Origin of the sequence: Zavarzinia compransoris (assembly GCF_003173055.1) — a bacterium.
GTDB classification, from domain to species: domain Bacteria; phylum Pseudomonadota; class Alphaproteobacteria; order Zavarziniales; family Zavarziniaceae; genus Zavarzinia; species Zavarzinia compransoris.
This window is the reverse complement of sequence record NZ_QGLF01000003.1, coordinates 413,401-426,684: the sequence shown is the minus strand read 5'-3', so window position 1 is coordinate 426,684 and position 13,284 is coordinate 413,401. Positions and strand designations below refer to the sequence as shown.

Sequence of the window (13,284 nt, the reverse complement as noted above, 5' to 3'; positions counted from 1 at the left end):
CCTCTCCCCGGGCGGTGCGTCAGGCGGCGACGCGTTCGAGGCGCTTGGTGCGCTTGGTCCACAGCCACCAGGCGCCGCGCTGGGTGACCGCGGCGATGACGCCGTGCGGGGCGAGCCCGATCGCCTTCAGGATCATGGAAATCGCCCGCGCCAGATGGCCGTAGCGATAGTTGCGGAAAGCCCGGCGGCTATAGGCGTTCAGGCATTTGGCGCGATCATAGGCGACCCCGGGGCCATAGTTCGCGCAGTGGAAGGCGAAGGACAATTCGTCGTCGTCGGCCTCGTTCACGCGGCCGATGGCGATGCGCAGCTTGGCGATCAGGCCGAGCGAATCCTGCGGGTCGAATTTCTTCAGCGTGTCGTAGAACAGTTTGAAATGGCGGAACTCGTCGCCGGCGATGAAGTGGCAGAGTTGCTTCAGCACCGGCTCGTCCGTCGCGTCGCGGATCGCGGAATAATAGGACGAGGTCCCGCATTCGACGACGCAGCGCGCCAGCAATTCCCCCGCCCGCGAGCCGCGGACGGATTCGGTCGCCTCCAGCGGCAGGCGATAGCCGGCCCGGAACCGGGCGAGCGCATCCGCAAAGTCGAAGCGCTCGTCCGCCTGCTCGGCCCAGGCGGCCAGGGCCTGGCCGTGCAGCCGCTCCTCCGCCCCCCAGTTGCGGATGGCATCGTGGAGCCAGTCTTCCTCGTGGAAGACGTTGAGGAGATAGGTGACGTAATCCTCGGAGTTGGCCTCCACCAGGCTGGCGGTCTTCACCGCCATCAGCAGGTCCGGATCGACCTTGGTCGCGTCGAATTTGTCCCACGCGATGTCGTCAAGTCCCCAGTGACGGCCCATGCCTGCCTTCTCCTACCGTGGCCCGCGTTGCGCATTGCGGCGCAAACGTGATCCTAACACAGGTTCGCGGTCAAGCTCCGGTATAGGCAAGGATTTTGTGACACGCAAGCGACAGCGCACCGTCCTGTGACCCCGATCAACAAATGAAAACAACGGCCCCTCGGGCCCCGCGGGGTTGGCATCGGCCCTTGCCCACCCCGCTCAACAAATGAAAACGGCGGCCTTTGGGGCCGCCGTGATCGGAAGTGGCGATGCGGTGCCGTCGCTCAGGCGGCTTCGAGGACCTGCCGGATCGCGGCGACCTGGGCTTCGGCGCGGATGCGCTGATTGTCGTCGGCGGAGGCGGCGAGATCCGCCTCGGCGCCCTTCAGCTTGTCCTGGAGGTCGGCCTTGGAAACGGTGGCGAGATCCACCGCTTCTTCGGCGAGAACGGTCAGGCCCTCCGGCGTCACCTGGGCGAAGCCGCCCCGGACGAAGAGGCGGGCCGTGACCTTGCCGCCGGCCTGGACTTCCACCACGCCGGGGCGCAGCAGCGCCACCAGCGGGGCATGGTCGACCAGGATGCCGAGGTCACCCTCGGCGCCCGGCACGGTCACCGTCTCGACATCGGCCGAGAACAGCAGCCGCTCGGGGCTTACCAGCTCGAAATGCAGCTTGTCGGCCATTGTCTCTATCCTCAGGCGGCCGCGGCGGCCAGCTTCTTGGCCTTCTCGACCGCGTCCTCGATAGTGCCGACCATGTAGAAGGCGGCTTCGGGGAGATGGTCGTAGTCGCCGGCGGCAATGGCCTTGAAGCCCTTGATGGTGTCTTCGATCGAGACCAGCACGCCGGGCGAGCCGGTGAAGATTTCCGCGACGTGGAACGGCTGCGACAGGAAGCGCTGGATCTTCCGGGCGCGGGCCACCGTCAGCTTGTCCTCTTCCGACAGTTCGTCCATGCCCAGGATGGCGATGATGTCCTGGAGCGACTTGTACTGCTGCAGGATCGACTGGACCTTGCGCGCGGTCTGATAGTGCTCCTCGCCGACCACGCGCGGATCGAGAATGCGCGAGGTCGAGTCGAGCGGATCCACCGCCGGGTAGATGCCCAGTTCGGCGATCTGGCGCGACAGCACGGTGGTGGCGTCCAGGTGGGCGAAGGAAGTCGCGGGCGCCGGGTCGGTCAAGTCGTCGGCCGGCACGTAGATCGCCTGCACCGAGGTGATCGAGCCCTTCGAGGTCGTGGTGATGCGTTCCTGCAGGTTACCCATCTCGGTCGCCAGCGTCGGCTGATAGCCCACCGCCGACGGGATACGGCCGAGCAGCGCCGACACTTCCGACCCCGCCTGGGTGAAGCGGAAGATGTTGTCGACGAAGAACAGCACGTCCTGGCCCTGTTCGTCGCGGAAATATTCCGCCATGGTCAGGCCGGTCAGGGCGACGCGGGCGCGGGCGCCCGGCGGCTCGTTCATCTGGCCGTAGACCAGCGCCACCTTGGAATTCGGGCCTTCCAGGTCGATGACCTTGGCATCCACGAATTCATGATAGAGGTCGTTGCCTTCGCGGGTGCGTTCGCCGACGCCGGCGAAGACCGAGAAGCCGCCGTGCGCCTTCGCGATATTGTTGATCAGTTCCTGGATCAGCACGGTCTTGCCGACGCCGGCGCCGCCGAACAGGCCGATCTTGCCGCCGCGGGCATAGGGGGCGAGCAGGTCGACGACCTTGATGCCGGTGACGAGCACCTGGGCTTCGGTCGACTGTTCGGTGAAGGCCGGCGACGGCGCATGGATCGGGGCCGACTTGGTGGCGCCCACCGGGCCGCGCTCGTCGATCGGCTCGCCGATCACGTTCATGATGCGGCCGAGCACTTCGTTGCCCACCGGCACGGTGATCGGCGCACCGATATCGGTCACGCCCTGGCCGCGGACGAGGCCGTCGGTGGTGTCCATGGCGATCGCGCGGACCGAGGACTGGCCGAGATGCTGGGCGACTTCCAGCACCAGGCGGTTGCCCTGGTTGGTGGTTTCCAGCGCGTTCAGAATGGCGGGCAGGTGACCGTCGAATTCAACGTCCACCACCGCGCCGATGACCTGGGTAATGCGACCCGTCTGCGTTGCCATTGCCGTGTCTTCCTATCCTGGTCCTCAGAGCGCCTCGGCGCCCGAGATAATTTCGATCAGTTCCTTGGTGATCGCAGCCTGACGGGTCCGGTTGTAGGTCAGCGTCAGACGGTTGATCATGTCGCCCGCGTTGCGGGTCGCATTGTCCATGGCGCTCATGCGGGAGCCTTCTTCGGAGGCCGCATTCTCGAGCAGGGCCCGGTAGATCTGCACCGCCACATTGCGCGGCAGCAGGGCTTCGAGGATTTCCTCCTCGCCCGGCTCGAAGGTGAAGATCGCGCCCTTCAGGTCCGGACCATTGCCCTCGCCTTCCGGCAGGGCCGCCGGAATGATCTGCTGGGCGGTCGGGATCTGGGCGATCACGCTCTTGAACTGGGCGTAGAAGACGGTGGCGACGTCGAATTCGCCGGCGTCATAGAGCGCGAACAGCTTGTCCGCGATCGCGGCGGCGATCGGGAAGCCCTGCTTGCGGATCCCGCCCGCGACTTCCACCGTCTCGATGATCAGCTTGGCATAGTCGCGGCGCAGGGCGTCGCGGCCCTTGCGGCCGACGCACAGCACCTTCACCGTCTTGCCCTCGGCCTGCAGCGCCTGGATGCGCTGGCGGGCGAGACGCACGATCGACGAATTGAAGCCGCCGCAAAGGCCCCGTTCCGCCGTGGCGACGACCAGGAGGTGAACCTGGTCCTTGCCCGTGCCGGTGAGGAGCTTCGGCATGTCCTCGGTGATGGTCACGCCGGCAGCCAGGGAGGCCAGCACCTGTTCCATGCGCGCGGCATAGGGACGGGCAGCCTCCGCGGCCTCCTGGGCGCGGCGCAGTTTGGACGCCGCGACCATCTTCATGGCCTTGGTGATCTTCTGGGTCGACTTGACGCTGTTAATGCGCAGCTTCAAGTCTTTCAAGCTCGGCATCGCCGCTGTCCCTTATGCTGCCGGGCTCAGGCGAAGCGCTTGACGATGGCTTCGGCCACGGCGTGCAGCTTGGCCTCAGTGTCCTTCGACAGCGCCTTTTCGGTGCGGATCGTGGCCAGGATGTCGGCGTTCTTGGTCCGCAGCTCGTCGAGCAGGGCCTTCTCGAAGGCGCCGACCTTGGCCACCGGCAGCTTGTCCAGGTAACCCTTCACGCCCGAGAAGATCGAGGCGACCTGCTCTTCGACCGGGAGGGGGTTGAACTGCGGCTGCTTCAGCAGTTCGGTCAGGCGGGCGCCGCGGTTCAGCAGGCGCTGGGTCGAGGCGTCGAGGTCGGAACCGAACTGGGCGAAGGCCGCCATCTCGCGGTACTGCGCCAGTTCCAGCTTGATCGAGCCCGCGACCTGCTTCATCGCCTTGATCTGCGCGGCGGAGCCGACGCGCGACACCGACAGGCCGACGTTGATGGCCGGACGGATGCCCTGGTAGAACAGGTTGGTCTCGAGGAAGATCTGGCCGTCGGTGATCGAGATCACGTTGGTCGGAATATAGGCCGAGACGTCGCCCGCCTGGGTCTCGATCACCGGCAGCGCGGTCAGCGAGCCGGCGCCCTTGACGTCCGACATCTTGGCGGCGCGTTCCAGCAGGCGGCTGTGGAGATAGAACACGTCGCCGGGATAGGCTTCGCGGCCCGGCGGGCGGCGCAGCAGCAGCGACATCTGGCGATAGGCGACGGCCTGCTTGGAGAGATCGTCATAGACGATCAGGGCATGCATGCCGTTGTCGCGGAAGAATTCGCCCATGGCGCAGCCGGTATAGGGCGCCAGGAACTGCAGCGGCGCCGGCTCGGAAGCGGTGGCGGCGACGACGATCGAATATTCCAGCGCGCCGTTGTCTTCCAGCATCTTCACGATCTGGGCGACGGTCGAACGCTTCTGGCCGACGGCGACGTAGATGCAATAGAGCTTCTTCGACTCGTCAGTGCCGGCGTTGACCGGCTTCTGGTTGATGAACGTGTCGATGGCGACGGCGGTCTTGCCGGTCTGGCGGTCGCCGATGATCAGCTCGCGCTGGCCGCGGCCGACGGGCACCAGGCTGTCGATCGCCTTCAGGCCGGTCTGCATCGGCTCATGCACGCCCTGGCGCGGGATGATGCCCGGGGCCTTCACCTCGACGCGGGCGCGGGTGACGTCCACGAGGGGACCCTTGCCGTCGATCGGGTTGCCGAGACCGTCGACCACGCGGCCGAGCAGGCCGCGGCCCACGGGCACGTCCACGATGGTGCCGGTCCGCTTGACGACGTCGCCTTCCTTGATGGCGCGGTCGTTGCCGAAGATCACGATGCCGACATTGTCGGTCTCGAGGTTCAGGGCCATGCCCTTCACGCCGCCGGGGAATTCGACCATTTCGCCGGCCTGGACGCCGTCGAGGCCGTAGACGCGGGCGACGCCGTCACCGACGGACAGGACCTGGCCGACCTCGGTGGTTTCGGCTTCGGCGCCGAAATTGGCGATTTCGTCCTTGAGGACTGCGGAAATCTCAGCGGCCCGGAGTGCCATTATGCATTCCCCTTCAATGCGACCGACAGGCGGTCCAGCTTGGTCTTGAGGCTGCCGTCAATCTGGCGCGAACCAACGCGCACGATGAGGCCGCCGAGGAGGCTTTGATCGACCTTGGCATCGATCAGGACAGTCTTGCCGACGAGGCGAGACAATTCGGATTTGAGCTGTTCTTCCTGGGCGAAGCTCAGCGGCTCGGCCGAGGTGACGGCCGCCGTCACCTCGCCGCGGGCCTTGGCCAGCAGCTCCTTGAAGGCGCTGAGCGCGGCGGGCAGGGCGAACAGGCGCCCGTTCTTCGCCAGCAGCAGGACGAAATGAGTGGCGAAGGGACCGACGCCGGCCTGGCCCAGCAGGGTCCTGAAGACCTTGCCCTGCTCTTCGCGCTTGCGCAGCGGGCTGCGGATGAAGGCGACCAGTTCGGGCGATTCCGCGAGCAGCGCGCCGATCGTTTCCAGATCGGCCGCGACCGCGTCGAGCACGCCGCGCCCGGACGACAGGTCGAACAGGGCGCCGGCATAGCGGCCGCCGATTTGCGCGAGCGTCGAAGATGAGGTTGCCAAGACCCTTGCCCCCGGGCAGCCGCCCCTAAGGGGCCACCTCTAAGCCGTTGAAATCTCAAAGCGAAGTTGGGCGCAAAGAATGCGCGCACAGACCCCGCCCGCTGAAGCAGGCGTCTCGTACCACAGGCCTTGATGCGCCGCAACCGTATGGGCCGCGTCAAAATGGTCTAAGGCGCAATTTGCGGCATAAAAATGACCGCAGATTCGACCATGGTCTTAGCGACGCAAGACCCCCACCCGACACGCGCGGAACTCAAGGCGCCATCCCCGGACGCCGAGGGCATTGCAGGGGAGGACGCGGCATTTTTCAAGCGGGAATGCCGCTCTCATCCGAATCTCCAATGCCCGGAAGATCGAGCCGGTAGCGGACATAGCCGTCCGCCGGCCGGAATCGGTCGTAGAGCCGGCGCGCGGCCCGATTGTCGCCTTCCGTGTGCCAGTAGAGCTGGCCGGCGCCCCGGCGCCGGGCCTCCGCCTTCAGGCCCTCGATCAGGGCGAAGCCGACCCCGCCGCCCCGGACCGTTTCATCGACATAGAGATCTTCGAGATAGACGATCGGCTCGATCGACCAGGTGCGGGCATGAACGACGCAGACCGCGAAACCGGCGACCCCGCCCCCGTGTTCCGCCACCAGGCAGAAGACCGGCGCCAGGGGATCGAGAATCCGGCCCCAGGTGGTCGCGGTCACCGCGTCCGGCACCGCACTGCGGTAGAAGGCGCAATAAGCGGCCCAAAGCCGGCGCCAATGCGCCTCGTCCCCGGGCCGGGCTGCGCGAATCAGGGTCATGGTCCTTCCTTCCAGCGCCTACATGAAGTGATAGGGGTCGACGTCCACCTGCATCCTGACCCGGCCGGGCACCGGCGCCGCGTCGAGCCAGGGGCGCAGCACCGCCTGCACGTTCAGGCGCCGGGGGGCGCGGACCAGCAGGCGCACCCGGTGGCGGCCGCGCAGCAGGCTCAAGGGTGCCGGCGCCGGGCCCAGGACGTCGAAACCCTCGATATCGCGGGGCGCGGTGCGGGCGAGGTGCCGGCCGATGGTCATCACCTCGCCCTGGTCGGGCCCCGACAGGATGATCGCCACCAGCCGGCCGTAGGGCGGCAGGCCGTGGCGCTTGCGCGCCGCCTGTTCGGCGGCGACGAAACCGTCGCGGTCGTTGCGGGCGATCGCCCGGATCACGCCGGCCTCGGGATCGAAGCTCTGGATCAGGGCCCGGCCCGGCCGCTCGCCCCGGCCGGCGCGGCCGACCACCTGGGTGGTCAATTGGAAGATACGCTCGCCCGCGCGGAGGTCGCCGCCGTCGAGGCCGAGATCGGCATCGACCACGCCGACCAGGGTGAGAAAGGGAAAATGATGCCCCTTGGCGACGATCTGGGTGCCGATCACCACATCGACCTCGCGGGCCGCGATCGCATCGAAGGCGGCCGCCAGCGCCAAGGGCCCGCCCAGCGTGTCGGAGGCGAGAATCAGGCGCCGGGCCTGGGGCAGAATATTCGCCACTTCCTCGTCGATCCGCTCCACCCCCGGGCCGCAGGCGACGAGACTGTCCTCCTCACCGCATTCGGGGCAGGCGTGGGGCTTCGGCACGATATGGCCGCAGTGATGGCATTCCAATTGCCGGCGGTTGCGGTGCTCGACCAGCCAGGCGGTGCAGTTCGGGCATTCGATGCGATGCCCGCAATGCCGGCACAGTGTCAGGGGGGCATAGCCCCGGCGGTTCAGGAACAGCAGGCTCTGCTCGCCCCGGGCCAGGCATTCCGCCATCGCCCGGGTCAGGACGGGGGAGAGGAAATTGCCCCGCTCCGGCGCATTGGCCCGCATGTCGACGATCTGCACCTCGGGCAGCATGGCGCCGCCGTGCCGTTCCGGCAGCACCAGGCGGCGATAGCGCCCGGCCTCGACATTGGCCAGGGTCTCCAGGCTGGGGGTGGCGCTGGCCAGGACGATCGGGCAATCCTCGATGGTGGCGCGCACCACAGCCATGTCGCGGCCGTGATAGGCGACGCCGTCGTCCTGCTTGAAGCCCTGGTCGTGTTCCTCGTCGACGATGATGACGCCGAGATCGGCGAAGGGCAGGAACAGGGCGGAGCGCGCCCCGATCACCAGCCCGACCGCGCCCGCCGCCACGCCGCGCCAGACCCGGCGCCGCGCGGCCGGCGTCAGGTCCGAATGCCAGACCGCGGGGGCGACGCCGAAACGCGCGGCGAACCGCTCCAACAGGCCCGCCGTCAGCGCGATTTCCGGCAGCAGCACCAGGGCCTGCCGCCCGGAACGGAGTGCCGTGGCGATGGCTTCGAGATAGACCTCGGTCTTGCCCGAGCCGGTGACGCCGTCGAGCAGGAAGGCGCGATAGCCCCCGGCGCCGACCGCCGCCGTCAATTCCCCGGCGACCGCGGCCTGCCCCTCGGACAGGGCCGGCAGGGCGAAATCCGGATCGGGCCGCGGCGCCGGCGGCGCGGCCAGCGCGACGGGCCGCAGCGCGCCGCCGTCGACGAGGCCGCGCAGCACCCCCGAAGTCACCCCGGTCGCGGCCAGGATGGCGGCCGGGGCCAGGGCGCCCTCGGCGGCAAGAAGCTCGAGCACGGCCTTCCGCGCCGGCGTCACCCGGTCGGGCTGGCGCCCGGTCGGGGCATAGCCGGTGACCGGGGCCGCCGCATCATTGTTGGCGGCATTGGCGAAATGGCGCAGCACCATGCCCGGCGGCGCCATCGTATATCCCGCCATCCAGTCGAGAAAGCGGCGCGCCTTCGCCGTCATCGCCGGCCAGTCGTGGACCAGGGCGATGGGGCGCAGCTTCGCGGCGGCGACGATCCCTTCGCCCGCGCCGTCCCAGACCACCCCGGTCACCCGCCGGGGACCGAGCGGCACGTCGACGAAAGTACCCGGCGGCGGCACGGCGCCGCCGGGCGGGGCATAGTCCAGCGGCCCCGGAAACGGCAGGGTGACGAGAACGGGAATGCGCTGCGGCAAGCTCATGGTCTATAGTCGCCGGAAAGGGCCAGGGGGTGCGGACCGCAGCGTGCGATTCGGGCCATGTCCGCCTTTTCCCATACGACCATCCCAGCGGAAACCCGATAAATGAAGTTCTTCATCGACACCGCCGACGTGCGTGAAATCAAGGATCTTGCCTCGACCGGCATGGTCGATGGGGTGACCACCAACCCCAGCCTGATCGCCAAGTCGGGCCGCAACATCCTCGACGTCATCGCCGAGATCTGCGAGGTGGTGCCGGGCCCCGTCTCGGCCGAGGTGACCGCGACCGATTTCGACACCATGCTGACCGAGGGCCGCAAGCTGGCCAAGCTCGCGACCAATGTCGCGGTGAAGGTGCCGCTGACCTGGGCCGGGCTCAAGACCTGCAAGGCCCTGTCGGACGACGGCGTCATGGTCAATGTCACCCTGTGCTTCTCGTCCGCCCAGGCCCTGCTGGCGGCCAAGGCCGGTGCCGCCTTCATCTCGCCCTTCGTCGGCCGGCTCGACGACATCGCCACCGACGGCATGGACCTGATCGCCGAGATCCGCCAGATCTACGACAATTACGAGGCGCTGACGACCGAGATCCTGGTCGCCTCGGTCCGCCACCCGCGCCATGTCATCGATTCGGCCAAGCTCGGGGCCGATGTCGCCACCCTGCCGCCGTCCGTGCTGCGGGCGCTGGCCAATCATCCGCTCACCGACCGCGGCCTCGACGCCTTCCTGGCCGATTGGGCCAAGACCGGCCAGTCGATCCTTTAAGGACCTCCGCCTTGTCGAAGACCACGGAACAGCCGGAAGACGCCACCCCCGAGACCGCCACCCCCGAGGCGGCGACCCCCGAGACGGCGGCGAAGGCGGAACCGGCGCCCGCCCCGGCCAGGCGCCGGCTCACCTCGACCGAGGTGCGCGGCTACCTGATGGCGCATCCGGGCTTTCTCGCCCGCAATGCCGATCTCCTGGAGCATCAGGCCCTGCCGCCGCGCAGCGACGCCGACGGCGACAAGGTGGTCGATTTCCAGCGCGCCCTGGTCGAGCGGCTGCGCACCGACAATGCCCGCCTCCGCCACTTCCAGTCCGAGGTGATCACGGCCGCCCGGGCCAATGTCTCGGCCCAGGGCCTGGTGCAGGAGGCGATCCTCCTCCTCCTCGAAGCCGCCAGCTTCGAGGAGGCGATCCACGCGATCACCCAGGACCTGGCGCCGGTGCTGGGCATCGATGTCGTCACCCTCTGCCTCGAGGGCGAGGGCATGGAGGACGCGCCGGACCTGCCGAACCTGCAGCTGGTCGTGCCCGGCACGGTCGATGCCCTGCTGGGCGAGGGGCAGGCGATCCGCCTCGCCAGCGGCGCCTTCGACGACGGCACCCTGTTCGGCCCCGCCGCCCCCCTGGTCCAGAGCCAGGCCTTCGCCCGCCTCGACCTCGGCGACGGGCCGGTCGGCCTGCTGGCCCTGGGCAGCCGCGACCCCGACAAATACGACGAGGGCCAGGGCGGCGAGTTGCTGCATTTCCTGGCCCTGGTGGTCGAACGGGTGATCCAGCTTTGGCTGCGCCTGGCCCAGGCCTGACCCCGGCCCCGCCGCCGCCTGCCCTGCTGGCGGCGGCGCCGGACCTTGCCCGGGCCGTCGCCGACTGGCTGCGCCACCTGCGGGCGGAGCGCCGCGCCGCCGAGCACACGATCGACGGCTATGCCCGGGACCTGCGCCAATTCCTCGCCTTCATCGCCGAGCATCGGGGCGAGGTGCCCGATATCGCCGCCCTGCTGGCGCTCGGGCCGCGCGACTTCCGCGCCTTCCAGGCCCGCCGCCGGGGCGAGGGTATCGGCCCGGCCTCCGCCGCCCGCGGCCTTTCGGCGCTGCGCCATTTCTTTCGCCATCTCGACCGCCAGGGCCACGGCCAGAATGCCGCCGCCCTGGCCGTCAAGGCGCCCAAGCGGCCCCATGGCGTGCCCCGGCCGCTGACCGCCGCCGCCGCCCTGGCCACGGTGGACGAGGCGGGCAGCCTCGCGGCCGAGCCCTGGATCGCGGCGCGGGACGAGGCGGTGCTCGCCCTCCTCTACGGCTGCGGGCTGCGCATTTCGGAAGCGCTGGGCCTGAAGCGCCGCGACGTGCCGTTCCGCGACATGCTGCGCATCACCGGCAAGGGCAACAAGGAGCGGCTGGTGCCGGTGCTGCCGGCGCTTGGCGCCTCGGTCGAGCGCTACCTCGCCCTCTGCCCCTACCCGCTGCCGGCGGCGGGGCCCCTGTTCGTCGGCGCCAAGGGCGGGCCGCTGTCGCCCCGCATCGTGCAGCGCTGCATGGAAACCTTGCGCGGCGCCCTCGGCCTCTCCGCCGATGCGACGCCCCATGCGCTCCGCCATTCCTTCGCCACCCATCTGCTGGGCGCGGGCGGCGACCTGCGCACGATCCAGGAATTGCTCGGCCACGCCAGCCTGTCCACCACCCAGCGCTATACCGAGGTCGATACCGCCCGCCTGCTCGCCGCCTATGCCGACGCCCACCCGAGGGCCAGGGGATGAGGCTGCGGCTGCCGTCATTGCCGGAAGGATATGGCGGGCGCCTGCTGTTCGTGATCGTCCTCGGGCTGCTGTTCTACGGCGATCCGATCTTCCGGCCGCCCAGCTATTACTATTGCTGGTCGCAGACGGGAGACACCCTGTTCATCACCGACCTGATCACCGTCACTTACGAGAATACCGGGCCCGAGGCCCGGCGCATCCTTGCCGCGCCCCTGGCCGAGGCGGGCTATGCCGAGCCGGTCTGCTCCCACGGCGGCCCCCGCGACTACGAAGTCGACAAGGGCCGGCGGACGCATCTGCGTTCCCCCAACGCCCGGCCACTCGCCTGGAACGGCGTCGGCCCCCCGCCGTCACCCGCCGAGGTCGTGGCGTCGCCACAGCCGGGACAGGCCGGCGAAAGCCAGGGTCAAGAGGATCGCCGGCACGAGGACGAGTAATTCCGTGACGATGAAAGACAGCGGCACCATCAGCAGCATCAGGTGGAGGTCGCCCAGCACCTCCTGAAACCGCGGCTGGCCCCAGGCTTCCGCCAATCTGCCGGCATAGAAGGCGAGGAAGAACAGGACATGCCCCACCAGCGTGGCCAGCAAGCCGATCTTCACCGCCTCGCCCCAGTCGACCGGGCCGGACGGCTTCGCCTGTCCCCGCCACAGGGCGAAGGCGGCGACGAAGGCGCAGGCCGCCCCCCGCAGCAGCCGGCCCGGATCGGCCTCGGCACCCGGCCGCCACGGCCTGTCCGCCCGCTCGAACACGACCCAGAGGAGAGCGGCGACAAGGCCGGCCATCAATCCGGCATAGAGCGCGGCTTCCAGCCCGTGACGCCGCCCCCGCCGCACGGGCATCAGCCGGGGGAACGCCACAACCGGCAGGCGGCGCCATAGGCGACCGCGAACAGCGCCCCGAGGGGCAGGGTCACGATCCCGGTCAGCAGCAGGCCGAACATGGCGAAGCCCGCCACCCCGCCCACCATGGCGGTCAGCGGCACGCCCGCATCCCACGCGACCAGCACGCCCGCGACCAGGGCCCCGAGGCCATAGGCGGCCAATACCGTCAGGACCCCGGCCAGGACGGCCATGCCGAGATGCACCCGGCCCCGCGCCGAATGGACCATCAGCCAGATGGGCAAGCCGGCACTGCCGGTCACCAGCGCCAGCCACCAGTGGAGGCCGCTTTCCAGATCGCCGTTATTGGCGGCGAAACCCGCCGCCACCGCTGCGGCGAGCAGGGCGAAGCCCAGGGCTTCCAGGATGAAGGCGAAGCGAGTCATGGCGCCAGACTGTCACAAGCGAGCACGGGCGGCGATGAGGAACGTCACAGCCGCCGGCGCCAGAGCCGGCTGGCCAGGGCAAAGGCCAGGGCCGCAGCGATCGCCGGCGGCAGGGTCTGATGCGCGGTCAGCACCAGGGCCAGCAGGGCGAAGAGCAGCAGCCCGGTGCCCAGGCCGACGAATTCCGGCCCCCGGTCGATCGCCCCGGCCAGGGTGATGACCACGGTCCCGAGGACATGGGCCGCCACCACGGACAAGACCCCGGCCAGGGCGGCGACGGACAGGCGAACCCGCCCCTCCCGCCGGACCAGCGCCGACCAGACGGCGGCGGCGGCAACCCCGGCATAGACGGACAGCCAGGACGGCATCTCCACCGCCGCCTGGCCGCGGAGCGAATAGACGACCCAGGCGACCAGCGCCGCCACCAGGCCGAAGCCCAACACCTCGAAAAGAAAAGCCATGCGCGTCATGATCCGATCCTGCCAGCCCGCACCCCACCGGGCGATGAAGAAAATCACCGCCCCCGAAGGCCGAAACCGCCATAACCGCCAAGGCCCCGCC

Annotated in this window: 15 protein-coding genes; 4 read left to right on the top strand and 11 right to left on the bottom strand. The window is 69.1% G+C overall.

Annotated features, from left to right (window positions below):
• Window positions 1-19: 19 nt before the first annotated feature.
• The 8 genes from DKG75_RS12715 to DKG75_RS12680 all read right to left on the bottom strand — a co-directional run bounded on the left by DKG75_RS12715 (window position 20) and on the right by DKG75_RS12680 (window position 8,941).
• Window positions 20-841 carry a ferritin-like domain-containing protein gene (locus DKG75_RS12715; protein WP_109921491.1) on the bottom strand — a complete coding sequence of 274 codons (822 nt, stop codon included), beginning with the start codon at window positions 839-841 and terminating at the stop codon, window positions 20-22.
• A gap of 266 nt (window positions 842-1,107) precedes the next feature.
• Complete coding sequence (locus DKG75_RS12710; protein WP_109921490.1) at window positions 1,108-1,506, bottom strand: F0F1 ATP synthase subunit epsilon; 399 nt, start codon at window positions 1,504-1,506, stop codon at window positions 1,108-1,110.
• Between the two features lie 11 nt (window positions 1,507-1,517).
• Complete coding sequence (atpD, locus tag DKG75_RS12705; RefSeq protein WP_109921489.1) at window positions 1,518-2,939, bottom strand: F0F1 ATP synthase subunit beta; 1,422 nt, start codon at window positions 2,937-2,939, stop codon at window positions 1,518-1,520.
• A 24-nt stretch (window positions 2,940-2,963) separates the two neighbouring features.
• Window positions 2,964-3,851: a F0F1 ATP synthase subunit gamma gene (locus DKG75_RS12700; protein WP_109921488.1), complete on the bottom strand. Its 888-nt coding sequence runs from the start codon at window positions 3,849-3,851 to the stop codon at window positions 2,964-2,966.
• Window positions 3,852-3,877: 26 nt separating this feature from the next.
• The gene (gene atpA / locus DKG75_RS12695) at window positions 3,878-5,407 is read right to left on the bottom strand and encodes a F0F1 ATP synthase subunit alpha (protein ID WP_109921487.1); all 1,530 of its coding nucleotides are present in this window, start codon (window positions 5,405-5,407) and stop codon (window positions 3,878-3,880) included.
• Entirely contained in the window at window positions 5,407-5,967 is a 561-nt protein-coding gene (locus DKG75_RS12690; protein ID WP_109921486.1) for a F0F1 ATP synthase subunit delta, read from the bottom strand. The genes atpA and DKG75_RS12690 overlap by 1 nt, the downstream gene beginning before the upstream one ends.
• A 307-nt stretch (window positions 5,968-6,274) precedes the next feature.
• Entirely contained in the window at window positions 6,275-6,754 is a 480-nt protein-coding gene (locus tag DKG75_RS12685) for a GNAT family N-acetyltransferase (RefSeq protein ID WP_109921485.1), read from the bottom strand.
• Window positions 6,755-6,772: 18 nt separating this feature from the next.
• Window positions 6,773-8,941 (bottom strand): primosomal protein N', encoded by a 2,169-nt coding sequence (locus DKG75_RS12680; RefSeq protein ID WP_109921484.1) that lies wholly within the window; start codon window positions 8,939-8,941, stop codon window positions 6,773-6,775.
• 102 nt (window positions 8,942-9,043) lie between these two features.
• Between DKG75_RS12680 and fsa the strand changes: the two genes are divergently transcribed.
• The 4 genes from fsa to DKG75_RS12660 are packed head-to-tail and all read left to right on the top strand — an operon-like array spanning window position 9,044 to window position 11,893.
• Window positions 9,044-9,700 (top strand): fructose-6-phosphate aldolase, encoded by a 657-nt coding sequence (fsa, locus tag DKG75_RS12675; RefSeq protein WP_109921483.1) that lies wholly within the window; start codon window positions 9,044-9,046, stop codon window positions 9,698-9,700.
• An 11-nt stretch (window positions 9,701-9,711) separates the two neighbouring features.
• Window positions 9,712-10,506, top strand: a complete 795-nt coding sequence (locus DKG75_RS23545) for a DUF484 family protein (RefSeq protein WP_109921482.1) — start codon at window positions 9,712-9,714, stop codon at window positions 10,504-10,506.
• Window positions 10,482-11,456, top strand: a complete 975-nt coding sequence (locus DKG75_RS23540; RefSeq protein ID WP_243746561.1) for a tyrosine recombinase XerC — start codon at window positions 10,482-10,484, stop codon at window positions 11,454-11,456. The genes DKG75_RS23545 and DKG75_RS23540 overlap by 25 nt, the downstream gene beginning before the upstream one ends.
• Window positions 11,453-11,893 carry a hypothetical protein gene (locus DKG75_RS12660; protein WP_133636997.1) on the top strand — a complete coding sequence of 147 codons (441 nt, stop codon included), beginning with the start codon at window positions 11,453-11,455 and terminating at the stop codon, window positions 11,891-11,893. The genes DKG75_RS23540 and DKG75_RS12660 overlap by 4 nt, the downstream gene beginning before the upstream one ends.
• Here DKG75_RS12660 and DKG75_RS12655 read toward each other — a convergent pair.
• The 3 genes from DKG75_RS12655 to DKG75_RS12645 are packed head-to-tail and all read right to left on the bottom strand — an operon-like array spanning window position 11,807 to window position 13,193.
• The gene (locus DKG75_RS12655; RefSeq protein WP_133636998.1) at window positions 11,807-12,298 is read right to left on the bottom strand and encodes a hypothetical protein; all 492 of its coding nucleotides are present in this window, start codon (window positions 12,296-12,298) and stop codon (window positions 11,807-11,809) included. The genes DKG75_RS12660 and DKG75_RS12655 overlap by 87 nt on opposite strands.
• On the bottom strand, window positions 12,298-12,723 hold the full coding sequence (locus tag DKG75_RS12650) for a hypothetical protein (protein ID WP_109921479.1): 426 nt from the start codon (window positions 12,721-12,723) through the stop codon (window positions 12,298-12,300). The genes DKG75_RS12655 and DKG75_RS12650 overlap by 1 nt, the downstream gene beginning before the upstream one ends.
• Before the next feature lie 44 nt (window positions 12,724-12,767).
• Window positions 12,768-13,193, bottom strand: coding sequence for a hypothetical protein (locus tag DKG75_RS12645; protein WP_109921478.1), 426 nt, complete (start codon window positions 13,191-13,193; stop codon window positions 12,768-12,770).
• Window positions 13,194-13,284 lie beyond the last annotated feature (91 nt).